Genomic DNA, 23206 nt, shown 5'->3' with positions numbered 1-23206 from the left:
GCAGCCGAGGACACATTGGCACGACAGCCACGGCGTGCTGTGAACCGCCTCCGACCGCTGAGTCGGGGAGCAAGGAGATGTCGATCATGGCCGAGCCTTCGCCGACCCTCGCCGAGCTTCGCCTGCCGGACGCCGCCGGAGGAGCGGCACCTCTGCTGCGTGACAGCCGGCCGTGGCGTTTCCGTCCGGTGCCGGACACTCAGGGCCTGTACGACCAGGCCGATCAGCAGAGGAGTTCGTGATGGGGCACCGAACCGTGGGCGAGATGATGACCCGCGAGGTCATCCGGGTCGTACCGCAGACCGGTTTCCGCGAGATCGTGGCTCTGCTCGGGGAGTACGGCATCACCGCGGTCCCGGTGGTGGACGCCGAGGACCGGCCGCTGGGCGTGGTCTCCGAGGCCGACCTGATGCGCACTCAGGCGCTACAGGAGGATCCCGCCGGTCTGATGCCCCCGCAGCCGGCCCCGGAGACCGGGCCGACGACCGCGCGGGAGCTGATGTCGAGCCCGGCCATCCGCACGACGCCCGACGCGAGCGTGGTCGCGGCGGCCCGGCTGATGGAGCGTCACGGGGTTAAGCGGCTGCCCGTAGTGGACGAGGAAGGCCGGCTCGTCGGCATGGTCAGCCGGGGCGACCTCCTGCGGGTGTTCCTGAGGAACGATCTGACGATCCGCCAGGAGATCGTGGAGGACGTGCTCGGCCGGACGGAGGGCGTCAGCCCGGCGGCGGTCGGAGTCGAGGTGGAGCAGGGCCGGGTGGTGCTCAGCGGTTCCGTCGAGCCGGCCTACCTGGTGCCGATCGTGCTGCGGTTGTGCCGGGCGGTGGACGGCGTGGTGTCCGTCACCGACCGGACGGGCAGCCCGAGGCAACCAGCCGCCGACCGCTGAAACTGGAGGGGTCGCAGGCCACCACGACACCTCGCGCTCAGTCCGCAAATGTGTGGAGCGACTGCGGGTCGGTTCGGCTGGGCGTCTCCTCGCGGTCGCCGTGCGGGTAGTGGTGCAGGTGGGCGTCCGGGCCGGGGAAGAGCAGTGAGATCCGCCCGTTGTCCGACCAGAGCACCTCGTAGGGCGGGCTGCCGTCCGTGTGGTGCACGGCGACGATCCGGCCGTCGCGGCGCGGTGTACCAGGGCGAGTGCCCTCCACGATGACCCGGTCCCCGACGCTGGCCTTCATGGTCGCCTCCAGGTGTCCTCGTGCCCGGGCGTCCGGGGCGGCCCACCCGTACCTCCCAGTGGAACCGCCCGGCCCCGGCCCGTACCAGGGCCGAACGGACCACCCGGACGGGCCGACCAGACCTTGGGCGGGCCGCCGGCCACGGCGAGGCTGGAGAGCAGGGAACGTCCCGTGCGTACGGCGAGGAGGCGGCCATGGACACCCGGACGAGCGACGGACACCGCCCGCTGCTGGCCGCCACCGGAGTCCGTAAGGTCTACCGGACCGGAACGGTCGAGGTGACGGCGCTGCGCGAGCTCGACCTGACCGTGCAGCGGGGGGAGCTGGTCGGGGTGATGGGCCCCTCGGGCTCCGGCAAGACCACCCTGCTCAACTGCCTGTCCGGCCTGGACGACATCGACGCCGGGCGGGTCGAGGTGGAGGGCCGTGACCTGTTCGCGATGTCCGACGCCGAACGCACCGAGCACCGGGCCCACACCATGGGCTTCGTCTTCCAGGCCTTCAACCTGATCCCGGTCTTCTCCGCCGTCGAGAACGTCGAACTCCCGCTGCTGCTCACCGGTGTCGCGCCGCGCGAGGCCCGCGCCCGTGCCACCGCGATGCTGGAGCGGGTCGGGCTCGAGCGCCGGGTGGATCACCGGCCGAGCGAGCTGTCCGGCGGCGAGCAGCAGCGCGTCACCATCGCCCGGGCCCTGGTCGCCCGTCCTGCCGTGGTCTGGGCGGACGAGCCGACCGGCAACCTCGACAGCGCGATGGCCGGCCAGGTGATGGACCTGCTGACCACGCTCAACCGCGACGAGGGCCAGACCATCGTGTTGGTCACCCACGACGAGGCGATCGGCCGTCGGCTGCCTCGCCTGGTGCGGATGCGTGACGGCCGGCTGGTCTCCGACACCCGGAAGGTCGAACTGGTGGGCTGATCGATGTACCCGAACCTCCTGCTCCCGCTCCTTGGCACTCTCGGCGTCGCCCTGCTGGCACTGCTGCTCGTGGCCGTCCGTCAGCCGGTCGTCCGGCGGCTGGCGCTGCGCCAGGTCGCGCGGCGGCGCACCGAGGCAGCGCTGGTGATCAGCGGCTCCGTCCTCGGCACCGCGATCATCGTGGGCGCCCTCGTCGTGGGGGACACCCTGAACTTCTCGGTTCGCCAGGAGGCCTACCGCACACTCGGACCGGTCGACGAACGGATCGTCAGCACCGATGCCTCGGCCGGGCGCGMCGTCGCCGCCCGGCTCCAGTCGCTCGCCGCCGACCCCGACGTCGACGGGGTGCTGACCGCCCAGGTCACCCAGGCCGCCGCCACGAACGGCAATGGCTCCACTCCGGTTGCCGAACCCCGGGTGCTGGCTTGGCAGTTGGACCTCGACTCGGCCGCCCGCTTCGGCGCGGCAGGCGGTGGCTCCGGGCTGAGCGGCCCGGCGCCGCCGCCCGGGCAGGTCGTCCTCAACGAACCCCTCGCCCACTCCCTCAAGGTCGGCGCGGGACAGCTGATCACCGTGTACCTCTACGGCCAACCAGTCGACTACACCGTCGCCCGGGTCGTCCCGCAGGAGGGCCTCGCCGGTACGGGCCTCGGCGGCCGGGTCAACCGCAACGTCTTCCTGCCCCCGGGCGCGCTCGACGCCGCAGGCGACCAGGCCCGTACGGTGACCATGGTGTCCAACCGCGGCGGCGTCGAGGCGGGTGAGAAGCTTACCGACCCTGTCACCGCGAAGATCCGCACCGTGCTCGGCCCGGACGCCGCCCGCGCCGCCGTCGACACCCCCAAGCACACCGTGCTCCAGCAGGCCCGGGAGACCGGAGACGCGCTCGGCGCGCTGTTCCTGATGATCGGCAGCTTCAGCATCATCGCCGGTGCGCTGCTGCTGGTGAACATATTCGTGATGCTCGCCGAGGAGCGGAAGGCCCACCTGGGCATGCTGCGTGCGATCGGGCTCAAGCGCTCCCGGCTGGTCGGCTCCTTCTCCCTTGAGGGCGCCGCCTACGCCCTGGCCGCCGTACTGCCCGGGGTGGCCATCGGCATCGGCGTCGGCTGGGGCGTGGCCGTGATCGCCGCCCAGATCTTCCGCAGCTGGTCGGTGGACGGCAGCGGCCTGGACATCGCCTTCGCCATCACCCCGACCAGCCTGCTCAACGGCGCAGCGCTCGGCCTGGTGATCGCCCTGGCGGCGATCGTCGCCACCAGTGTCCGGATCAGCCGCTTCAACATCATCGCCGCCATCCGCGACCTGCCCGCCGACACCGGCCGCCGAACGCGCCGCAGACTCCTGGTCGTCTCCAGCGCCCTCAGCGTGCTCTGCGCGGTGGCCGCCGTACCCGCGATCGCCCGCAGCCAGGCCGAGCAGACCTACCTGCTCCCCGCCCTGGCCGTGGCCCTCGCAGTGCCCGCCGCCCGCCGGGTGATGCCGCGCCGGGCGGCCACCAGCCTGGCCGCCGGACTCGTCCTGATCTGGACGCTGGTCGCCAGTGTGGTCCGCCCCGCCGTCTTCGACTCCCCGTCGATGGCGGTCTACGTCATCCTCGGCAGCCTCGCCGCGTTCTCCGCCGTCGTCCTCGTCAGCGAGAACCAGCGCGCCTTGGTACGCCCGCTGCGCCGCCTGATGAACCGGCCCACCCAGCAGGGACTGGCCGCCAGACTCGCCGCTGCCTACCCGCTCGCCAAGCGATTCCGCACGGGCTCGACCCTGGTGATGTACACCCTGATCACCCTCGTCCTGGTCCTGCTCACCCAGATCTCCGGGATCATGAACGCCAGCGTCGACCGGGCGGTAGCCGACGCCACCGCCGGCTACACCCTGCGGCTGGACTACAACCCGCAGGCGACCGGAGGCGACCCGCTGGCCGGCTTGCGCTCCGCCGCGTATGCGGGACAGGTCTCCGGCGTCACCCCGCTGCTCAACGCGCGCGGCCAGTCCACCGACCCCGGTCACCGCACCACCAAGCCGCTGGAGACGGCGGTGGTCGGTGTCCCCGCCGACGCGGCCACCGGCTTCAGCTTCCATGACCGCCTGCCCGGTTTGCCGGACGACCCGGCCGTATGGGCCGCACTCGGCACCCACCCCGAGTATGTCGTCCTGGACAACTTCTTCGGCCACACCGGCGGGCCCAGCGGCAAGTTCTACGCCCCGGGCGACATGCTGACCCTCACCGACCCGGTGAGCGGCCGCACCGAGCAGAAGACCATCGCCGGAGTCCTCGACAGCGGCCTCGCCTTCTACCCCGCCATCGGCAGCAGCGCCACCGTCTACCCGCTGGTGGAGGGCTCGGCGAGCGTCACCGGGCAGTTCGGCCCGCAGGCCCAGACGGCCAGCGCCCTGGTGCGCACCGCACCCGGCGTCACGCCCGAGGAACTGGCCGGCCGACTCCAGGGCGACCACCTCTCGGCCAGCCTTGTCGCCACCCCGATCGCCGCCGATGTGGAACGGTTGTTCGCGGCCAACACGGCTTTCTTCCGGCTGATGCAGGGCTTCCTGGCCCTCGGCCTGGGGATCGGCATCACCGGCCTCGGCGTGGTCATGGTCCGCGCCGTCCGAGAGCGTCGGCGCACCATCGGCGTGCTGCGCGCGCTGGGCTGCCAGGCACGCACGGTCGAGCGGTCGTTCCTGTGGGAGAGCGGCTTCATCGCACTGGAAGGCGTTCTGCTGGGCGGCCTGCTCGGGGTGCTCACCACCTGGCTGATGTACCTGAAGAGCTCCGCCTTCAGCGGCCTCGAAGGCGGCTTCCCGATCGAATGGGGCCCGATCGCCACCCTGGCCGGCGTCACCCTCGCGGCCTCTCTGCTGGGCGCGCTCGGCCCGGCCCGGCACGCCGCCCGGATCAGGCCCGCCCTCGCCGTCCGCCTCCCGGACTGACCGGATGGACGGATGCCCGATCCGCGTGCAGCGTGGAAGTGGTCTCCTCGAGCGAGGAGGTGCGGAATGGGCAGCGAAGAGTCGGCTCCCCGCGTCGTGGTCGGCCTGGACGGCTCCCCGTCCTCGCACGGCGCGCTGCGGTGGGCGGTGCGGCAGGCCGAACTCATCGGCGGTGCGGTGGACGCGATCACCGCCTGGGAGTTCCCGCCCATGTACGGCTGGTCGGCGCCCGCCGTCGACGCCGACCTCGACGTGCAGGTCGCCCAGCAGCGGTTGGACGACGAGGTGCGCGAGGTGCTCGGTGAGGACCGGTCGGTGGAGGTGCGTGCGCGGGTGGTTCGGGCCAACCCCGCGGAGGCGCTGCTGGACGCGGCCGAGGGAGCCGAGCTCCTCGTCGTGGGCAGCCGGGGCCGGGGGACCTTCGCCCGTAGCCTGCTCGGCTCGGTCAGCCAGCAGTGCGCGCTTCACGCGACATGCCCGGTGGTCATCGTCCGGCCTCAGTGACCGGACCGGTAAGTCACTCCACGGTGCCGTTCACCAGGGCCCGGGCGATCCCGTCGGCCCAGGTCTCGATCTCGGCCCAGTCGCGGTGGTCGCCGTACCGGCCCCCCATCACGCCGAACACCAGCCGGCCGACGGGCGGCCAGTGCGCTGGTGCCACCGCGCCGGCGAAGTCATGCTGACCGCGCGGGTGGACCGCCGCCTCCAACTCGGGCGGCAGCTCCGCCTGACGACGCCTCGCCTTCAGTCGGCGCAGCCGACGTGCGACGGCAGGGCGGAAGGCGCTGGTTCGCTCGCCCACCAGGCTCACGCTGTACAGCCAGACCCGGCAGCGGGCGAGGGCGTCGGCGTTCCGCCGGACGGACTCCACGGCCTCGGGCAGCCACTTCCCGTCGTGGATGGCGCTGCCGAGCACGACGGCATCGAAGCCGCGCGGATCGGTGCGCCGGTTGAGCGGTTCCAGAACGACGTGGTGGCCGTGGCCGCCCAGCACCGACGCGATGCGTTCCGCGACACCGCGCGTGGAGCCGTGCGCGCTCGCGTATCCGACGAACACCTTCATGTCGTGCCTCCCGGCTTGGTCTCCGCAGTTTCCAGCACAGCGCGCTGCCGGTCCGTCGCGGCAGGGCCGGTCGCCCCCGGGTGCGGGGGCGTCCGGCCCTGGTCGGGGCGTCCCGCGCGGGCGGATGCTGGACGTGTCGGCCGCGTCCTCGAGGGCGAGCAGCGAACCGGTCATGATGGGAGGTCTGTGATGGAGAAGCAGCGGATCCTGGTGGCGTACGGCAGCAAGCACGGCGCGACGGCGGGTATCGCTGAGGAGATCGGACAGGCCCTGGAGCAGGACGGCTTCGAGGCCGTGGTCGTCCCCGCCGCCGACGTTCTGGACGTGGCGGAGTACGACGCGGTGATCCTCGGCAGCTCGCTCTACGCCGGGCACTGGCACCGCGACGCGCTGCACTGCGCACATCGCAACGCGGAGGCGCTGGCGGAGCGGCCGGTGTGGCTGTTCAGCAGCGGCCCGGTCGACAGCTCGGCCGAGCAGCACGAGATCCCGCCCGTGCGGGCCGCGGCCAAGGAGATGGAGCACCTGCACGCGCAGGGACACGTCACCTTCGGCGGCAGCATCACGGCGGAGACGCCCGGTTGGATCGCCCGCGCCCTGGTCAGGCACGGCAAGGGCGGCGACTTCCGCAACCCCGAGCAGATCCGCACCTGGGCCCACGAGGTCGGCAGCGAGTTGCGCTCCCGTGGCGACGCGTAGCGGACCGGCGGACTGCGGTAGGAGGCGGGTCCGTGCCCCTGCGATCCAGCTCGGCGAACTGACCGAGCGCTACGGCCGGACCATCGGGTCGACCAGCCTCGCTCGCTGTGCCGGCCGGGATCGCGGCCGCGTTCGCCCTCCTGGCCCGCTGCGACCTCGCTTTCGTGACGAGGCCGGGTCGCCGAGAAACCAGGCCGACCGGCCCACCTCTCGGCCCGCAGGGCCCTACGACTGGGCCCGACCGCGAGCCAGACTTCCAGATGAGGAGCACGCCGGACGCCACCGGCGTACGGTCGTTCGGGATCCAGGAGGCGCGCCATGACCACCGCGTCCGCACCGCACAGGCGGGCCGCCGCGCACAATTCCCTGGTCTGCCACCTGCGACGCGCCACAGGCCGCGAGCACAACCCGCTGTGCCGGCGGACCGACCGAGCGCGCAGCCGCCTGCTGTGTGGCGCGTCGCTCGCGCTGGCGCTTTCCCTGGCGCTCGCCACGGCGATCACGCTCGTGCTCCTGCGAAGCATGGAGTCCGACGCCCGGCAGACGGCGCCGCACCGGCACCAGGTGACCGCCACCACGCTCTCCGCCGCCGTCGACGACCCGGCGCAGGTGGCCGCATCTGCCCATGCCCAGGCAGCCTGGGACTACCCGTCGGCTAGCCCGAGCAGTGGCACGGTGGAGGTGCCGAGCGGTACCGCCGCCGGCACCGCGGTGCAGATCTGGGTGGACGACGGTGGTGCCGCCGCCGCTCCGCCGCGACAGGCCGCCGACATCGCGGTGGCCGCAGCCGGCTACGGGGTCGGGGCACTGGCCGGTCTGTGGGCGGCGATCGGGATCGGCTACGTCGTCCGCCGCCGTRTGCTCGACCACCGGGCCGACCTGGCCTGGGAACCCGCGTGGGAGCAGGTGGAGCCGCTCTGGTCCGGCCGCAGCCGCCGCCCGGAGTCAGGCGACCGGTGACAGTCCGACCAGGTTGACCGACAGCGGCTCCCCGGCCTGCACGGTCCGGCCTTCCGGAACGGCCCGCACCTCGCCGGCGAAGCCGAGCCCGAGCAGTGTCCCCAGTTCCCGGGGCGGCCGAGCGCGAACGCCACGACGTCGTCCTCGTCGACCCGCAAGCCTGTGAGGAAGTCAAGCGCGGGTTCGAGCCCCGCCGCGACCAGGAACCCCCGGCCGGGCGACAGCCTCCGGACGAACAGGCTGAAGGTCGCCGGAGCGGTCATGCCTTCCAGCAGGTACGAGTGGGCCATCGTCACCTCGTACAGGTCGGTGATCCTTGCCCGTGACATCGCTCGGCCATGTGGCAAGGGGTCTACGGCGGCGGCACTTCGAGCGGGCGGCGGGCGTCGTCCGCGTTGGCCAGTTCCTCCAACCGGGCCCGGTACTCGGCCTGCCCGATCCGGCCCGCCAGCAGCGCCGCGGACACCTGCTGCTCGGTCTCGTCAGCGGTGGCCGGGGGCGGTACGGCCGCGGCTCGCGGGCGGCCGAGCCGTCTCAGCCCCGCTGCCAGTAGGTTCAGGACCCGGACCAGTGCGGCGATCATCGCTGCCACCTCCTGCGGAGATGCCTACCCGACCAGCGTCCCACCTCGGGTCCGCGCTGCCGACCGGGGGGGGGAAGGGAGCAGTGCGGCGGTACACCGGCTTACAGCGAGAAGGTGTGGGTCTCACCCGGGCGGACGGTCGTGGCGGTGCCCCGGACGCGTACCTGGACCGGCTTCTGGCGGCTCTCGCGAAGACTGACCGTCATCGTGGCCCTGTCCACCGCGACCGTCACCCCCCAGTGGCCGCGGTAGCGGAGGTCGAGTTCGAGGTGGCCGAGCGCGTGCGGCAGCCGGGGGTCCAGCCAGAGGGCGTCCTCGCGGATCTCCAGGCCGGTGTAGCAGCGTTGCAGCAGGTCCACGGTGCCGGCCATGGCGCCCAGGTGGATGCCCTCGGCGGTGGTGCCGCCCTGGAGGTCCTGGCGGTCGGCGGCGAGCGCGTCGCGGAAGAACTGCCAGGACGCGCGCCGGTCCGACCGGGCCAGCACCCAGGCGTGCACCACCGCGCTGAGAGTGGAGCCGTGTACCGTGCGGCGCAGGTAGTAGTCGACGGTGCGGCGCAGCAGCTCGTGTCCGGCCGGGTAGCCGAGCCGGCGCAGCAGGTCGCGTACCTCGTGGGCGGAGAAGAGGTAGAACAGCATCAGTGCGTCGGCCTGCTTGGACGCCTTGTAGCGGTTGACGCTGTCGCCCTCCGCCTCCAGGATCCGGTCCAGCCGCTGGAGGTTCGGGTAGTGGCGCCGGTAGCGGTCCCAGTCCAGTTCCGCCAGGCGGTCGTAGCCCTCGAACTGGCTCAGCACGCCGTCGTGGAACGGCACGTGCAGGCGGCGGCGGACCTCCTCCCACCGGTCGAGCTCCTCCCGGTCCAGCTCCAGTCGTTCCAGCAGTTCCTCGCGCCGGTACTCCGGCAGCGTGTCCACGGCGTCCTGGGCGCGGGCCAGGACCCAGGAGGCCAGCACGTTGGTGTAGGCGTTGTCGTCGAGGCCTGGCCGGTCGGTCCAGGGGTAGCCGTCGTGGTACTCGTCCGGGCCGACCACGCCGCGGATCGAATAGCGCTCGCGCACGGGGTCGTACGTCGCCGCCGTCGCCCAGAACCGGGCGATCTCCAGCAGCATCTCGGCGCCGGTGGTGGCGAGGAAGTCCGTGTCCCCGGTGGCCTGGTAGTACTGCCAGACGTTGTACGCGACGGCCGAGCCGACATGCCGCTGCAGGTGGCTGTGGTCGGGCAGCCACCGCCCCGAGAGCGGGTTGAGATGAAGCTGCTGTGACTCCTCCCGGCCCTCGCTGGCACTCTGCCACGGGTACATCGCGCCGCGCAGACCGGCGTCGCGGGCGTTCTGGCGGGCGGCGTCCAGGCGGCGGTGGCGGTAGCGCAGCACCGCCTTGGCGAGTTCGGGAAAGCGCAGGTTGAGCAGCTGGAGGACGAACAGTTCGTCCCAGAAGACGTGCCCTCGGTAGGCCTCGCCGTGCAGGCCCCGGGCGGGCACCCCGACATCGAGGTCCACGGAGTGCTCGGAGTAGGTCTGCAGCAGGTGGAACAGGTGCAGGTGGAGCGTCCCGACGCCGTCGAAGTCCACATCGATCCGGCACCGCCGCCACAACTCCGTCCAGCGGACCGCGTGTTCGCGCACGAGCCGGTCGAAGCCTGCGGCCCGCGCGGCGAGTAGCCGGGCAGACCGCAGCGGTGCACCGACGGCCGGGTCCCGGGAGGTGTACACCGCGACCGTCTTCTCGACGGTCACCGGCACACCCTCCTCCGCCTCCAGCGTCAGGATCTGCGCCACCCAGCCGTCCCGGATCTCCTCCGTGCGGCCGACCGGTACGGGGGTGCCGTTCCGGTGGGCGCGGGTACGGGCGGCGAAGGCGAGGCGCAGCGCCGACGCGGTGGTGGCGACCTCGAGCCAGAGGACGCCGTCCTGCTCCACGCCCTGGCCGACGGGCTCGAGATGACGGCCGGTCAGGCCGCGGTAGCGGGCGACACCGCTGTTGGTGATGGTGCCGTCCAGGGCGGAGCGGACCTCCAGCCGGCCCGACCAGTTCTCCGGCAGCAGCTCGGTCTCCAGGGCCAGCAGGTGCGGTTGTGCCTGGCTGGCGATCCGGCGCTGCACCAGCCGGGTGCGGCGGCCCCGCGCGTCCACCACCAGGGCGTGCCTGGTCAGGACCCCCTGCCGCAGGTCGAGCTCCAGGCGCTGGGCCTCGGGAGGTCCGGTGAACCACTCCCCGCCCGCCGGCCGGAAGGTCAACGGGAGCCAGTTCGGGCAGTTGACCAGATCCTCGTTCTCGACCGCGCGGTCCCCGATCATCGAGGTCGTCCGGTCGTAGCAGCCTGCCAGGTAGGTGCCGGGGTAGTGGACGCCGTCGGCCTCGGACTCGGGCGCGGCCGCCCGGCTGACCAGATAGCCGTTGCCGACCGCGCAGAGCACCTCGCGCACGCCCTCCGTGGCCGGGTCATAGCCCTCGTACGTCAGCCGCCAGGCGTCGGTGGACGGTCGGCGCATCAAGGCACCTCCACGAGCGGAGCTGGAGTTGGGACGTGGGAGTGCCACGCTAATCCGGGCACCGCGCCCCGGCATCCCCGGCGGGGCTCAGCGCTCGTTCCCCGGGCTACGACCACGGGACAGGAGGCGTGCTGGGCGCAGTGCCGACCGACCGAGCCGAGCGCGCCTGACGAGAGCCGGACACGGCGTCAGACCAGGCTCGCGCCCCAGGCCTTGGCCCGATCGAGCTCCCTGGCTCGCAGTGGCCCTTCGGCGTCCTCAACGATGAAGCCCTCCGGCTCCACCATCACGTCGTAGTGGTGGTGCGAGAGCCGGCGGGCGATCCCGTTGGCCGCGCCGCCGGCCATCCGGAAGTCGGCGCGGGTGTCGAAGGCCGCCGCATGGGTGCCGGGCTCGGTCTGCGGCAGGTCATGGAACCAGGAGCGCAGTCCCGGGCTCTCGGCCACCGCCTCCGTCTCGTGCGGGGTCTCGCCCTTCCCGGCGGCGGAGTGCGCAAGCCTGCGGCTCATGCCGGTGGACATCCCGTGCATGTGGGTCGGGCCTCCGACCACCAGCAGGTCGGCCGCCCGGGTGACGTCCGGTCCCGCTTCGGAGACCGGGACGCAGCTGACCGACGCCTCCGGCTCGGCCTGGTGGACACCCTCGGCGATCGCCTCGGCGATCTCGCGGGTGTTGCCGTACATGCTCTCGTACACGATCACTGCCTGCATCGGTGTCTCACCTCAACTCTCTTCATCCTGCCCCGGGGTGTCGGGGCGTCAGTCGAACGGAACGACCACCACCGGGCACGGTGCGTGGTGGACGGCGGCGTGGGCAACCGGTCCGAGATGCGGACCGAGGGGCATGCGGCGGGTGCGGCGGCCGACCACCAGCAGGCCCGCCTGCGGTGTGGCCTCCACCAGGGTGAGGGCGGCGCTGCCGAGCACGGTCGTGGTGGTGACCTCCACCTGCGGGAAGCGCTCCCGCCAGGGCTTCAGCGTGTCGGCGAGCTTCTGCTGCTCGGCCGCCGACAGCTCTGCCGCCAGGTTGCCGATCGCGGCGAGGGCCAGGTACTCGCCGCCGTTTGGCGGCCCCCAGGCGTGCACGACGCGCAGCGGCGCCGACCGGAGGGCGGCGGCCTCGAAGGCGTAGCGGATCACCTCGTCGGCGCGATGGCGCAGGTCCAGTCCGAGGGTGACCTCGCGGTACGGGGTGCCGGTCGAGGGCGGGCCGTCCGTCCCGGGGAGGTGCTCGTCAGCGGCGGTGGCACCCGCTCGGATGACCACCACCGGGCAGGAAGCCCGTCCCAGCACCTCCTGGCTCACGGAGCCGATCAGGAACCCGCGGAACCTGCCGAGCCCACGGGAGCCGAGCACCAGGAGCGAGGCGCTCTTCCCGGCCGCTTCCAGCACGGCGGCCGGGGTGTCGGGGATGTGCGCGGCGCTCACCTCGACGCCGGAGAGCAGCGCGCGGAGCTCGACCTCCTTGCGGGCCAGCCGCTGCTTGGCCCATCGCACGGCATCATCGCTGCCGAGCACGTGCGCCCCGTGCCAGGGCCAGGCCTGGACCAGCTCCAGTGGCTTTCCCCGGCGCCTCGCCTCGCGCGCCGCCCAGTCGGCGGCGGCCACGCTCTCGGGCGACCCGTCGAATCCGACGACGACCGGCCCGTTCATGATGCCCTCCGCAGCGTCGAAGCGGCCGGTCGGCCCGCTCGCCACGCGGGGCGCTGGTCGTACTCGCTCATGGCGTTCTCCCTGGGTGCCTGCGGATTCCCGCACTCCCAGTCTTCCCGGGACGGTCGGCCGCCAACGGTGCCGTTCGGCCCCATCCGGGCGGCGGGAGGTCCCGACTCGCGAGGTGCGCCGCCGGTCGTGTCCTGACGTGCCGGGAGGGCTCACGGGCCCGGCAGCGGCGGGAACGTCAGGCGAGGGTGAGGAAGAGCTTCTCCAGCTCGGCCTCGCTCATCGGCGGGGTGTCGCCGTCGGCGGTGGCCATGCATTGGCGCATCCCGCTGGCGACGATCTTGAACCCGGCCCGGTCCAAGGCCCGTGAGACGGCGGCCAGTTGGGTGACGATGTCCTTGCAGTCGCGGCCGGCCTCGATCATCGCGATCACACCGGCCAGCTGGCCCTGGGCGCGGCGGAGCCGGTTCAGCACCGCCCCGACGGCGTCCTCGTCAACCTGCATGGTGCACCTCCGCTTTCGATCGCCCCCTGCATGGTACCCCTAGGGGTATCGAGCCCCGGTCTGGCAGGGGTACGGGGCGGTGGGGCCGCCCCGTACGTACCCGGCGGTCAGCCGTGCGCGAAGGTGATCTTCGGCAGGGTGCGGTCCAGCCAGGCCGGAGTCCACCAGGCGGCCCGCCCGGTGAGCCGGAGCAGGACCGGCAGCAGGACGAGTCGGACGAGCGCCGCATCCAACAGCACGGCCGTCCCGAGGACGATGCCCATCTCCTTCGGCGGCAGCGGTCCGGAGAGGGCGAAGGTGAAGAAGACGGCCACCATGACACCGGCGGCGGCGAAGATCACCCGGCCGGAGTGGGCGAGCGCGCCGACCATGGCCTCGCGGGGGTCGCCGCTGCGTTCGTAGTGCTCCTTGGCGGAGGCGAGCAGGAAGACGGTGTAGTCCATGGCGATGGCGAAGATCATCGCGAAGAAGAACACCGGTGCCCAGCCGTCCAGGAAGCCCTGCGGGTGGAACCCGAGGAGCCCGGAGCCGTGGCCGTCCTGGAAGACCAGCCGGGCGACGCCGAAGGCCGCTCCGGTGGACAGCAGGCTGGCGGCGGTGCCGAGGGCGGAGATCAGCGGAGCGCGCAGTGCGACCAGAAGCAGCAGGAAGCCCAGGCCCATGACCACGCCGATGACCAGCGGGGTCTTCTGGGTGAGCAGGTGCTGCAGGTCGAGGTTCTCCACGGCCGCGCCGCCGACCAGAGTGTCGTGCGGGAGATCCGCACGCAGGGTGTCGACGATGGCGCCGAGTCCCGGGTCGGAGGGGTCGACGGCGGGGACGGCCTGGATCATCGACCAGTTCGAACCGTCGGCGGCCGCCTGGGCCGGCATCACGCCGGCGATACCGGGGGTGACGGCGAGCTGAGCGGCGACGTCCGGGGCGCGTTCGGTGGGGGTGAGAATCTGGAGGGCCCCCGGTGCCCCGGCGCCGAACGCCTGCTGAACGGCGGTGTAGCCGGCGCGGGCGCTGTCATGGGCGGGGATGACGTCGATCGACGGCATGGCGGTGCGCAGTCCGACCACCGGTGCGGCCAGGGCCACGAGTGCGGCCAGGGCGAGAGCCCCGTACCGGACCGGCTGCCGCCAGAGGCGCTCGCCCCAGGCGGCGAAGCGCTGCGAGCGGTGCTCGCCGGAGCGGACCCACGGCAGGGCGAGAGCGTCGACGCGGTGGCCGAGCCTGCCGAGGACCGCGGGCAGCAGGGTGAGGGTGGCGGCGAGGACGAACAGGACGGCGAGCATGATGCCGCCGGCCATCGACCGGAACGCCGGCGAGGGAACCAGCATCACGGCGGAGAGGCTCACCAGCACGGTCGCGCCGGACAGCAGCACCGCCTTGCCGGCCGTGTCCATCGTCTCCGCGACGGCCTCGGCGCTGCCCCTGGAGTGCCGCGTCCGGGCGCTGCGGAAGCGGACGACCAGGAAGAGCGCGTAGTCGATGCCCAGGGCGAGGGCGAACATCATGGCGAAGTTCATCGCCCAGATGGAGACCGGGAACAGGTGGCTGATCAGGACCAGGGAGCCGGCCGAGGCGGCCAGCCCGGCCATGGTGAGCAGCAGCGGCAGTCCGGCGGCGACCAGGGACCCGAAGGCGAGGACCAGGATGGCGAGGGTGACCGGCCAGGACATGATCTCGGACTTCATCATGGCGTCGTGGTTCGCCTTGTTGAAGTCGCTCCACAGCACCGAGGCGCCGGTCGCGTGGATGCTGATCCCGTCCGACGAGAGCGCATTCAGTGGTTGCTTGAGGTCGTCCGCCGCGCGGACCATGTCGTCCGGCGACGCCTTGGCTCCTGCGAGCAGGATCGCCGTATGGCCGTCCTGGCTGATGGTGGCGCCGGGCTGCGGCGGGACGACGGTGGAGATCCTCGGGTCGGCGGCGGCGACCGCACCTGCCCTGGCGATGACCTGCTGGACGGCGGGATCGGCGACCGGTCGGTCGGCGCTCACCACGATCTGCAGAGCGGTGGAGGCGTTGCCCGCGAAGTGCTGCTGGGCCAGCTGACGGACCTTCACCGAGTCAGAGCCGTCGGCCTGCCAGCCCGCACCGGACAGCGCGGAGGTGACCTGCGGCGCGAAGGCGCCGAGGGCGAGCACGACCAGCAGCCATCCGGTGAGGACAGCCCGGAAGTGGTGGAAGGACCACACTCCGAGGCGCCCCAGTACACCGAGGCGGGTTGCCGGGGGCGATGGCGGCGTCGGCGGAATGTCGGTCAGGGCGGTTTCGGGGGCGGTCACGCGGCTCTCCTGTGGGGCAGGCCCGGGATATACCTCCCGGGGTATCCATCGGGGCAGGGGGCGGTACGGGCCCGTGGGCGATCGCCAGGGCCGGTCGGGCGGGTCTCAGTCGTGCAGGGAGTTCATGGCGGCGCGCAGGCGGGCTGCGGCTTCGTCCGCCATGGGTCCAAGGGCGGCCGCGTCGCTGATCTGCGCCATCACCGCGGGGTCGACGGCTTCCACCACGGTCCGGCCGTCGACCGAGCGCACCACGACGTTGCACGGCAGCAGCAGCCCGATCTGCCGGTCGGCCGTCAGTGCGCGGTGCGCCAGGGGCGGGTTGCAAGCACCGAGGATGAGGTAGTCCTCCATCTCCTCGCCGAGCTTCGCACGCAGGGTGGCTTGGACGTCGATCTCAGTCAGGACGCCGAACCCCTGTTCCGCCAGGGCGTCGCGGACGCGGTCGACCGCCTCGGCGAAGGGGAGGTCGAGGGTGGCGGTGATGGCGTAGTCCATGGGTGCCTCCGGTCGTGGTCCTTTAATACCCCCCTGGGTATCGGAGCGTACATGCCCTTCCGGGCGGCCGCCAAATACCCCCCGGTGTATCCGGGCGGGCTTGGTGGACGTCGGTCGCTCAGTGGGACGGGCCGGCGGCGAGCACGCGAGACATGCCGTCGAGGGCCAGCTGCATCGCTCGCCAGGGGAGGCCCTGGTGGAATGGGCGCCCGGCTCGGAACTGGACCGGCAGGTAGACGCCGAGCGCCTTCTTGCCGAGCCGCCACAGCGGGGATGTCCCGACCCGGTACGCGCCCCCCGCTCCGCGCGCGACGCGCACCGGGTGCGCCGGGTCGCCGGACAGTTCGAGCGGGACCTGGGCGAAGGTGGCGCTGTCGAGCGTTTCCATGACGCACATGCTCGTCGGGACGAACGGCTTCGGCAGCCGGGACGTCGACGGAGCGATGACGGCCGCGAGGTCGTCGGCCACGGCGTCGGCCTGCAGGAAGGCGAGGAACGCCTGCTTGACGGGGAAGTCGCCAGCGTCGCCGGGTGCGTAGATTTCGGGGTGCCCGACGAGGCGACGGGTGGACGGCTCGGTGGTCAGGAAGCCCCGGTCGTCGCGGGCCAGGGCGGGGTAGTCGACCGCGGCCACGTACGGAGGAAAGGAGACGAGCAGGTCGAACGGGCGGATCGTCCCATCGGTGTATGCAACCTCCTGCTCGCTGACCTTCACCGCGACGGCGTCGGTGTGCCCGTGGACGTCGCGCCGGGCGAACTCGGCCTTGACCACCTCGTGCAGGCGCGGGCCGAAGGCCTGGATGTATCCCGACTCGTAGGTGGGCCAGGTGAGTTCGACGCCGTCGCGGACGGCCGACCGGCGGAGCCAGGTGTCCAGCATCAGCACGATCTCGTAGAGCGGTCCGGCGCACTTGTTGTTCGGCGGTACCAGGAACAGCACCCGCCGGTGTCGTCCGGCCCGTACGGCGGACTCGAGTTCGCGCAGGTGTCCACCGAGGGCACGCATCTGCTGGGGGGTCCAGATGGTCTGCGCGTGTTCCGCCAGACCGGGCACTTCCTGCGAGCGCATCGCCGCACCGGTGGCGATGACCAGGAAGTCGTAGCGCAGCCGGGTTTCGTCGGTGAGGCCGACGGCGCGGGCATCCGGATCGACCTCGGCGACCCGTCTCTCCTGGAGGGCGATCCGGCGGCGGGCGAGCGTCCCCGGCAGCGGGATGCGCAGCGAGTCCTCGTCGCGTCCGAACGGGATGTAGATCGTGTTGGGCTTGAACAAGAACGAGTCCTGGTCGGCCACTACCGTCAGCCCCACGCGCTCGCCGACTTGTCGGCGGAGGGCGAACGCCGTTTCCAGCCCGGCGAAGCCTCCGCAGAGCACCAGTACACGCGGCTTGGCGGATTCGGTCCGGGTGAGTTCGTACTCGATTTCGCCGTGCTCGGAGCCCTCGATCGCCTCCGGCCAGTCCCCGGTGAAGTTCCTGACGAAGGACAGGCCCGATTTCTCCATGACGCGACGGGAACGGGTGTTGACGGCCATCGTGTTCGCCGTGACCCGCTCGACCTCCATGTCCGTGAACCCCTTGTGGATCAGGGCCCGGGATCCCTCGGTGGCATAACCGTGCCCCCATGCCGCCTGGTTCAACCGGTAGCCGAGTTCGACCACGGCGGTGCTGTGCTCCTCCACCGGCCGGAACTCGAACCAGCCCAGGAAGGTGCCGGTGGTCTTCACCTGCGCGGCTCAGTAGCCGTGGGTCTCCCAGCACGGGTAATCGTGCAGGAGCCGGGGCAGCGTCCGCGTCTCGATCGCCTGGCGGCTGGTGGGACGGCCACCGTTGATGAAGCGCATGACCTCGGGGTCGTTGTCCAGGGCGAGCAGGCGGTCGGTGTCGGCCGCCGTGAACGCGCGCAGGACGAGCCGGTCGGTCTTCAGGAAGTTGGCCATGCCGCGATCTTCACCATGGGATGGCCGGGCCTGCCGCCGATTTTCCGGCCGGCGCCAGGGGTGGCGTTCATGCCGCTCGGGCCTCGGGTCGTTCGACCAGGACGCCCCGTTCGAAGGGCAATCAGGTGGCTCCCGGGGATCATGTGCGTGTCCGCGTACGCCGAATTAGGAGCATATGAGAGCTTTCCGACATTGTCAGGATTACGGAGGGAAAGCAGCATATGCGCCGTAATGGGTCGACCAGGGGGAGGTATGGAATCCCCAGATGGGCACCGGCGGTCGCGCTGGCGGTCGGCGTCGCGGCTGCATCTGCCGGGCTGGTGCCGTCCGCCGATGCACTCAAGGCGGAGGACCGTGCGCCGCGTGCGAAGTCTGCCGTGACCGCCGCGGGAGAGGCCGGCGGTTCGCGGGCCCCGCGCACGGCCGGAGTTCCGGCGGCACCTGTGAAGGTGTACGACGAGGACTTCGAGAACGTCGCCGCGGGCTCGGAACCGGTGCTGCTGTCCTCGTACAAGGGCGCGTCGGGCGAGACGTACACCGCCGACCCCGCCTGGCTCCAGGACTGCAACGGGTGGGTGCTGAACAAGACGGACTCGGCTGGCTTCGGGCAGGGGCTGAGCGAGTGCCAGGACGCGTTCTTCTGGGACGAGCTGCGTGACATCACCGCGGGGATCGGGTCCTACGAGGGGCGGCCGGTCCCCGCGTCCAACCACGCCGTGGCCGGGTTCACCAAGAACCAGGCCGTCCCGGTGGACGCCGTGGAGTTCCGGACCGTCGAGCCGATCCCCCTGGGCTCGGCCAACCGGTTCCTCACGGCGGCGGTGACCTCCGGCGCCGGGAACTGCAACCTCGTCGGGCCCAGGCTGCAGTTCGACCTGGTCGACGGCACCACCGAGTACCCGGTGACCGACGAGCCGATCAACCCCTGCACCGACACCGACCGGAAGGAGTACCCGGGGGTCCAGAGTCCCGTCTTCGTGGTGCACAAGGCCGCCGACAAGCCGAAGCTCTATCCGGGGACTTCGGTCGGCGTGGTCATGCGCAACGCCGAGACGACGCCGGTCGGCAACGATGCGGCGTTCGACGACATCCAGGTGCTCGATGTGACTCCCCAGGTGGACAAGTCGTTCTCGCCGTCCCCGGTGGCGGTGGGCGCGACCTCGACGCTGACGTTCACGGTGACCAACACCTCGGACCTGCTCGCGAAGCAGGGCTGGTCATTCACCGACCACCTGCCGCCCGGTCTGACCGTGGCCGGCACGGCGAAGCTCACCACGAGCTGCACGAACGGCAAGGTCGCCGCGACCGCCGGGGGCACCTCGGTCGACCTGTCAGGCGACCTGGACGCCGGCCAGGCCTCCTGCACCCTGAGCGTGGACGTGACCTCGGGCACGGCCGGGACCTACCGGAACTGCGCCGACAACACGTCGGACCTGGTCGGGGTGCTGCCGCCGGCCTGCGCCACCGTGGTGTTCGACACCCCCCAGTACGAGATCACCAAAACGGCGAACCCGGCTGCGGGCAGCAGTATCGCGCCGGGCACCAAGGTCGCCTACACGGTGGTGGTGCGGAACACCGGCACGCTGCCGGTGGACGCCACAGCGGTCGACGACCTCAGCGGCGTACTCGACGACGCGGTCTACGACGACGCCGGCGCCACCTCCGGCACCGTCACCTACGCGGCGCCGAAGCTGTCCTGGTCGGGGACACTGCAACCGGGGCAGAGCGCGACGGTCACCTACTCGGTGACGGTGAACACCCCGGACACCGGTGACCGGAAGCTGGACAACCACGTCACCGGCGACCGCCACTCGAACTGCCTCACGGGCAGCGAGGCCGACTGCAGCAGCGACCTCACCGTCGGGGGCCTGGTCGTATCGAAGACCGCCGATGCCTCGTCAGCCGAGCCCGGTCAGCGGGTCACCTACACGCTCAAGGTCACCAACCCGAACGGGAGCACATACACCGGGGCCACGGTGACCGACGACCTGACGAACGTGCTGGACGACGCGACGTGGGGCAACGACGCCACCACGACCTCCGGCACCGTCACTTACGCGGCCCCGGTGCTCTCCTGGACTGGCGACGTACCCGCGGGCCGAACCGTGACGATCACCTACTCGGTCACAGCCGACAATCCCGACATCGGCGACCACCGGCTCGACAACACGATCGTCGGCCCCGCAGGCTCCAACTGCGCCGTCGGCTCCAGCGACACCGACTGCTCCACCCACGGAAAGGTCGCCCCGAGCCCGAGCCCGAGCCCGAGCGCCAGCCCGCGTCCCAGCCCGAGTCCGAGTCCCAGCCCGAATCCGGCCCCGCTGCCCGACACCGGCGGCAAACCCCTCATCCGGTATGCGGGTCTGGCCGCCRCCCTCGCCCTCGCTGCCGGAATCCTCCTCACCGCCGTCGTGCGCCGCCGGAGCCGCAGCTGAACCGATCCGAACACCGGTAACGACCCGGCAGCCCCCGCGCCACCCAGCCCGGGGGCTGCCCCGCGCCCGAGAGGGAGGTGAAAGCGCGGCTGAGCGGAACACGGACGGAGGCGGCAGTTGGCGGCATGCGGGAAGGTTGGCGGTGGCTGCTGACAGCCACCCCGTCTCCGGCAAACAGCGCGCAGCTCCCACGCCGACGGCCGATAATCCCGATCAGCCGCTGGGCGAAGACAAGCTGGATTATGCCGCGAGCGGCATATCGTCCTCGCCGCCGGGGACAGCACGAGGCTGGCTGGCTGTACGCCGTCGAGTGCTCGGGCGAGGGCGAGGACGGCATCGCCGGCGGACTGCTTGAAGAGGTGGCCGTAGAGGTTGATGGTGGTGGTTGTTATGGCCGCCCGTCCCGCGTTAGTGAGGGCTGTCGGGCGCGCCGTAGGCGTCGGCGATCAGCTCGGTGGTGCGCAGTCGGGCTTGGACGGAGTGGCCGACGCTGCCGATCATGAGCTCGTCGGCTCCGGAGTCCCGCTGGACCTGGTTCAGGTGGGGTGGTGACCTGCTCGGGGGTGCCGTGTGGGACGTGGTTCAGTCAGCTGTCGGCGGCCTGGCGTTCCTGGGCGTCCCACTCCCTCCGCGGCCGTCGTCGCCGAGATAAGGGAGTGGACCGACGAGCAATAGTCAAGGCACTTGTGGATGGGTTGACGTGTAGTTCAGCGCGAGCCCTGCTGCTTGATGTTGGTCTTGGCGGTGTTGCGGATCCGCTTGGTACGTCCGTGTTGGGCGAGGATCTCGATGGCGTCGGTGTTCGACGCGGCGGCCGCTTTGAGCTGAAGCCAGTCGGATGAGTCGAGCAGGACGTCCGGGTGCCAGGCCCGATTCAGCGTGATGGCTCGGAAGAGCGACCATTCCCGCAGACGCCGGGTCAGCAATGAATGGTGGACCGCGACCTGGGCCATCGAGGCGGCCCAGGGTTCGTAGGCCGGTCCCGGGTGGAGTTCGGTGGCCCGGCGGTCCAGGTGCCGAAGGATGGCGGACTGGGCCATCGCCTGGTCCGGGTCGGTGAGGACTTCGCTGACCAGGTGGGCCTCGTCGGCGTCGGTGACCTGCTCCAGCGCGCTCAGGTAGGCCCAGAAGCGGAGGTGCTCGGCCGGCTCATCCCGCGAGGCATCGTGGTGATTCATGCGGCCTGCTCCTGTCGCTCGACAAGGAGGCCGTTCTCGAATCTGGCGCCGGCGCGGACCAGGGGGACCAGGTGGGCGCCGGTGATCGCGCGCCATCGGGCCTGGGCGGACTCCACCAGCTTGAACACCATCGCGAGTGCCGCGGCCGGGCTGCCGGCGCCGCGTGTGACCCTGGTCCGGAGCTTGACCGTGGAGAACGTTGACTCGATCGGGTTGGTGGTCCTCAGGTGGATCCAGTGCTCGGCCGGGAAGTCGCAGAACGCCAGCAGCTCCTCGGCATCATCGGTGATCTTCGTGACGGCCTTCGGCCACTTGGCGCCGTAGGTGCGCGTGAACGCCTCGATCGCCCGCTCGGCGTGGGCACGGTCCTCGGCGTTGTAGATCTCCTGCATGGCCTTCGTCGCGACCGGCTGTGAGGACTTCGGGAGGGCATTGGTGACATTGCGGGCCTTGTGGACCCAGCACCCTTGATGCCGCGCTGCGGGGAACACCTCGGCCAGAGCCCGCCATAGCCCCATCGCGCCGTCGCCGACCACCAGCTCAGGGTCGCGCATGCCGCGTCGGCGGCAGTCGCGCAACAGGTCCGCCCACGATTCGGTGGACTCCCGCAGCCCCTCTGCGAGCGCGATCAGCTCCTTGGTGCCGTCGATGCGGACGCCGAGCAGGACCAGGACGCACGAGTGCGCTTGCCCGAGCCGGACCTTGGGGTGGACGCCGTCGGCCCACACGTAGACGAAGTCGCGGTCCGACAGGTCCCGTTCCTGGAAGGCGGTGTGGTCGTAGCCCCACTGCTTGGTCAGTCGGGTCACTGTGGCTGGCGACAGCCCGGCGGCCGAGCCGAGGAACTGCTCCAGCGCGGGAACGAAGTCCCCAGACGACAGGCCGTGCAGGTAGAGCAGCGGAAGCACCTCGCTGACCTTGGGCGACTTGCGGCACCAGGGCGGAAGGATCTTGGAGGAGAACCGCTTGCGCTCGCCGGTGGACTCGTCGATGCGGCGGTCGTTCACCCGTGGCGCGGTAACGTCGATCGGGCCGGCCGCCGTGACCACGGTCCGGGGTCGGTGGTGGCCGTTGCGGACCACCAGGCGGCGACCCGCCTCGTCGGTCTCGGCGGCCAACTCGGCTATGTACTGGTTGACTTCGGCCTCCAGCGCGGCGGCTAGCATCCGGCGGGCGTCCTCGCGGACGATCTCGTCGATCAGGGAGCCGGACTGGGTGGAGCCGTCGTCGGTGACTACGCTGAGCACGGGCGTGCCTTCCCGACCCGCGCTGCAACGCGGGCCTACTCGGTGACCATCACAGGATCATTCGGGAAGGTACGCCCTCCGCACGCCATCCCGGAACCGATCCACAAGTCTTGAGCATTGCTCGGCTTGGCGGCCATCGTGGTACTCCCTTCAACTGCTGTGAGCCGACCGCCAGCACCGGCTGGGGGTCGGCTCGGGGGTCGCGGTCCTGTGCGCGCGTAACGTTTCGGTGGTACGGATTCGGCGGCCGGTGATCGCGGTCGGCGTGATCCTCAGCCAGGTGTCGCGCTGTCCTCCTGCCCACGGCCGGGGGTCGGCGTGCTTTTTGAACCACGTGACGGCCTCCGGGTCGGTGACCTGATGAGCCGTGCCGGTGACGAGAACGCTCCAGCCGCTACTGAACGCCTCGTCGAGCCGGTCGACCTCGAAGGCGACCCGGCTGCCGGCGGCTGTGGCGAGGACGCTGTCCGCAGTGGTGCGGTAGAGCACGGTGCCGTCCAGGACGCGGTAGTTGGCGGGCAGAACCAGCGGGCCGTCCGGCGTGGACAGGGCGACCCGGCCCACGCCGCCGGGCGAGAGCTTCGCCCAGCACTCCGAGGGAGCCAGTTCCTCCAGCACCGGATGGCCGGCCGGGATGGCCGGCCGGG

General features: G+C 71.6%; 21 protein-coding genes and 2 pseudogenes. 8 read left to right on the top strand and 15 right to left on the bottom strand.

What is annotated here, in order from left to right; genetic code table 11:
- The first annotated feature begins 86 nt into the window (after positions 1-86).
- Both ACXJMZ_RS16345 and ACXJMZ_RS16340 read left to right on the top strand, forming a co-directional pair.
- Positions 87-242 carry a hypothetical protein gene (locus tag ACXJMZ_RS16345; protein ID WP_457030769.1) on the top strand — a complete coding sequence of 52 codons (156 nt, stop codon included), beginning with the start codon at positions 87-89 and terminating at the stop codon, positions 240-242.
- On the top strand, positions 242-889 hold the full coding sequence (locus ACXJMZ_RS16340) for a CBS domain-containing protein (RefSeq protein WP_457030768.1): 648 nt from the start codon (positions 242-244) through the stop codon (positions 887-889). The genes ACXJMZ_RS16345 and ACXJMZ_RS16340 overlap by 1 nt, the downstream gene beginning before the upstream one ends.
- Positions 890-926: 37 nt before the next feature.
- On the opposite strand, the gene ACXJMZ_RS16335 is transcribed toward ACXJMZ_RS16340, so the two are convergent.
- On the bottom strand, positions 927-1178 hold the full coding sequence (locus tag ACXJMZ_RS16335) for a DUF1918 domain-containing protein (RefSeq protein ID WP_457030767.1): 252 nt from the start codon (positions 1176-1178) through the stop codon (positions 927-929).
- Positions 1179-1372: 194 nt separating this feature from the next.
- Between ACXJMZ_RS16335 and ACXJMZ_RS16330 the strand changes: the two genes are divergently transcribed.
- The 3 genes from ACXJMZ_RS16330 (at position 1373) to ACXJMZ_RS16320 (ending at position 5530) form a co-directional block, all read left to right on the top strand.
- Positions 1373-2098 carry an ABC transporter ATP-binding protein gene (locus tag ACXJMZ_RS16330; RefSeq protein WP_457030766.1) on the top strand — a complete coding sequence of 242 codons (726 nt, stop codon included), beginning with the start codon at positions 1373-1375 and terminating at the stop codon, positions 2096-2098.
- A gap of 3 nt (positions 2099-2101) precedes the next feature.
- Entirely contained in the window at positions 2102-5026 is a 2925-nt protein-coding gene (locus tag ACXJMZ_RS16325; RefSeq protein ID WP_457030765.1) for an ABC transporter permease, read from the top strand.
- A 66-nt stretch (positions 5027-5092) separates the two neighbouring features.
- Positions 5093-5530, top strand: a complete 438-nt coding sequence (locus tag ACXJMZ_RS16320; protein ID WP_457030764.1) for a universal stress protein — start codon at positions 5093-5095, stop codon at positions 5528-5530.
- Positions 5531-5543: 13 nt separating this feature from the next.
- Here the strand turns inward: ACXJMZ_RS16320 and ACXJMZ_RS16315 are convergent, their stop codons facing one another.
- Entirely contained in the window at positions 5544-6089 is a 546-nt protein-coding gene (locus ACXJMZ_RS16315; RefSeq protein ID WP_457030763.1) for a flavodoxin domain-containing protein, read from the bottom strand.
- A 189-nt stretch (positions 6090-6278) separates the two neighbouring features.
- Between ACXJMZ_RS16315 and ACXJMZ_RS16310 the strand changes: the two genes are divergently transcribed.
- On the top strand, positions 6279-6788 hold the full coding sequence (locus tag ACXJMZ_RS16310; RefSeq protein ID WP_457030762.1) for a flavodoxin domain-containing protein: 510 nt from the start codon (positions 6279-6281) through the stop codon (positions 6786-6788).
- 318 nt (positions 6789-7106) lie between these two features.
- On the top strand, positions 7107-7748 hold the full coding sequence (locus ACXJMZ_RS16305) for an Rv1733c family protein (protein ID WP_457030761.1): 642 nt from the start codon (positions 7107-7109) through the stop codon (positions 7746-7748).
- Positions 7749-7769: 21 nt separating this feature from the next.
- Here the strand turns inward: ACXJMZ_RS16305 and ACXJMZ_RS16300 are convergent.
- The 10 genes and pseudogenes from ACXJMZ_RS16300 to ACXJMZ_RS16255 all read right to left on the bottom strand — a co-directional run.
- Positions 7770-8077: pseudogene (locus ACXJMZ_RS16300) on the bottom strand (nicotinate phosphoribosyltransferase); the annotation flags it as partial.
- 23 nt (positions 8078-8100) lie between these two features.
- Positions 8101-8331, bottom strand: a complete 231-nt coding sequence (locus tag ACXJMZ_RS16295; protein WP_457030760.1) for a hypothetical protein — start codon at positions 8329-8331, stop codon at positions 8101-8103.
- Between the two features lie 101 nt (positions 8332-8432).
- Positions 8433-10823: a glycoside hydrolase family 65 protein gene (locus ACXJMZ_RS16290; RefSeq protein WP_457030759.1), complete on the bottom strand. Its 2391-nt coding sequence runs from the start codon at positions 10821-10823 to the stop codon at positions 8433-8435.
- A gap of 188 nt (positions 10824-11011) precedes the next feature.
- Positions 11012-11533: a flavodoxin family protein gene (locus ACXJMZ_RS16285; RefSeq protein WP_457030758.1), complete on the bottom strand. Its 522-nt coding sequence runs from the start codon at positions 11531-11533 to the stop codon at positions 11012-11014.
- A gap of 48 nt (positions 11534-11581) precedes the next feature.
- Entirely contained in the window at positions 11582-12475 is an 894-nt protein-coding gene (locus ACXJMZ_RS16280; protein ID WP_457030757.1) for a universal stress protein, read from the bottom strand.
- Positions 12476-12722: 247 nt separating this feature from the next.
- Positions 12723-12989 (bottom strand): metal-sensitive transcriptional regulator, encoded by a 267-nt coding sequence (locus ACXJMZ_RS16275; RefSeq protein ID WP_457030756.1) that lies wholly within the window; start codon positions 12987-12989, stop codon positions 12723-12725.
- Between the two features lie 107 nt (positions 12990-13096).
- Complete coding sequence (locus ACXJMZ_RS16270; RefSeq protein ID WP_457030755.1) at positions 13097-15265, bottom strand: MMPL family transporter; 2169 nt, start codon at positions 15263-15265, stop codon at positions 13097-13099.
- Between the two features lie 105 nt (positions 15266-15370).
- Positions 15371-15760, bottom strand: a complete 390-nt coding sequence (locus ACXJMZ_RS16265; protein WP_457030754.1) for a DUF302 domain-containing protein — start codon at positions 15758-15760, stop codon at positions 15371-15373.
- A gap of 118 nt (positions 15761-15878) precedes the next feature.
- Complete coding sequence (locus ACXJMZ_RS16260; protein ID WP_457030858.1) at positions 15879-17135, bottom strand: NAD(P)/FAD-dependent oxidoreductase; 1257 nt, start codon at positions 17133-17135, stop codon at positions 15879-15881.
- Positions 17136-17156: 21 nt separating this feature from the next.
- Positions 17157-17699 (bottom strand): annotated as a pseudogene (locus tag ACXJMZ_RS16255) (GNAT family N-acetyltransferase); the annotation flags it as partial.
- 377 nt (positions 17700-18076) lie between these two features.
- Between ACXJMZ_RS16255 and ACXJMZ_RS16250 the strand changes: the two are divergent.
- Positions 18077-20134, top strand: coding sequence for a DUF7927 domain-containing protein (locus ACXJMZ_RS16250; RefSeq protein WP_457030753.1), 2058 nt, complete (start codon positions 18077-18079; stop codon positions 20132-20134).
- A gap of 707 nt (positions 20135-20841) precedes the next feature.
- On the opposite strand, the gene ACXJMZ_RS16245 is transcribed toward ACXJMZ_RS16250, so the two are convergent.
- From ACXJMZ_RS16245 to ACXJMZ_RS16235, 3 genes are all read right to left on the bottom strand, one after another.
- Positions 20842-21312, bottom strand: a complete 471-nt coding sequence (locus ACXJMZ_RS16245; protein WP_457030752.1) for a hypothetical protein — start codon at positions 21310-21312, stop codon at positions 20842-20844.
- Positions 21309-22559 carry an IS256 family transposase gene (locus ACXJMZ_RS16240; RefSeq protein WP_457030751.1) on the bottom strand — a complete coding sequence of 417 codons (1251 nt, stop codon included), beginning with the start codon at positions 22557-22559 and terminating at the stop codon, positions 21309-21311. The genes ACXJMZ_RS16245 and ACXJMZ_RS16240 overlap by 4 nt, the downstream gene beginning before the upstream one ends.
- 150 nt (positions 22560-22709) lie before the next feature.
- The coding region (locus ACXJMZ_RS16235) for a pyridoxamine 5'-phosphate oxidase family protein (protein WP_457030750.1) at positions 22710-23206 on the bottom strand (497 nt) is incomplete at its 5' end.

This window comes from Kitasatospora sp. P5_F3 (assembly GCF_054049135.1).
This window is presented reverse-complemented; position numbering and strand designations above follow the sequence as displayed.

Coding starts and splice junctions, on each gene's coding strand:
- ACXJMZ_RS16315 (WP_457030763.1), bottom strand. CDS start 6,089: ATGAAGGTGTTCGTCGGATACGCGAGCGCGCACGGCTCCACGCGCGGT.
- ACXJMZ_RS16285 (WP_457030758.1), bottom strand. CDS start 11,533: ATGCAGGCAGTGATCGTGTACGAGAGCATGTACGGCAACACCCGCGAG.
- ACXJMZ_RS16245 (WP_457030752.1), bottom strand. CDS start 21,312: ATGAATCACCACGATGCCTCGCGGGATGAGCCGGCCGAGCACCTCCGC.
- ACXJMZ_RS16265 (WP_457030754.1), bottom strand. CDS start 15,760: ATGGACTACGCCATCACCGCCACCCTCGACCTCCCCTTCGCCGAGGCG.
- ACXJMZ_RS16345 (WP_457030769.1), top strand. CDS start 87: ATGGCCGAGCCTTCGCCGACCCTCGCCGAGCTTCGCCTGCCGGACGCC.
- ACXJMZ_RS16275 (WP_457030756.1), bottom strand. CDS start 12,989: ATGCAGGTTGACGAGGACGCCGTCGGGGCGGTGCTGAACCGGCTCCGC.
- ACXJMZ_RS16340 (WP_457030768.1), top strand. CDS start 242: ATGGGGCACCGAACCGTGGGCGAGATGATGACCCGCGAGGTCATCCGG.
- ACXJMZ_RS16330 (WP_457030766.1), top strand. CDS start 1,373: ATGGACACCCGGACGAGCGACGGACACCGCCCGCTGCTGGCCGCCACC.
- ACXJMZ_RS16335 (WP_457030767.1), bottom strand. CDS start 1,178: ATGAAGGCCAGCGTCGGGGACCGGGTCATCGTGGAGGGCACTCGCCCT.
- ACXJMZ_RS16290 (WP_457030759.1), bottom strand. CDS start 10,823: ATGCGCCGACCGTCCACCGACGCCTGGCGGCTGACGTACGAGGGCTAT.
- ACXJMZ_RS16310 (WP_457030762.1), top strand. CDS start 6,279: ATGGAGAAGCAGCGGATCCTGGTGGCGTACGGCAGCAAGCACGGCGCG.
- ACXJMZ_RS16320 (WP_457030764.1), top strand. CDS start 5,093: ATGGGCAGCGAAGAGTCGGCTCCCCGCGTCGTGGTCGGCCTGGACGGC.
- ACXJMZ_RS16280 (WP_457030757.1), bottom strand. CDS start 12,475: ATGAACGGGCCGGTCGTCGTCGGATTCGACGGGTCGCCCGAGAGCGTG.
- ACXJMZ_RS16295 (WP_457030760.1), bottom strand. CDS start 8,331: ATGATCGCCGCACTGGTCCGGGTCCTGAACCTACTGGCAGCGGGGCTG.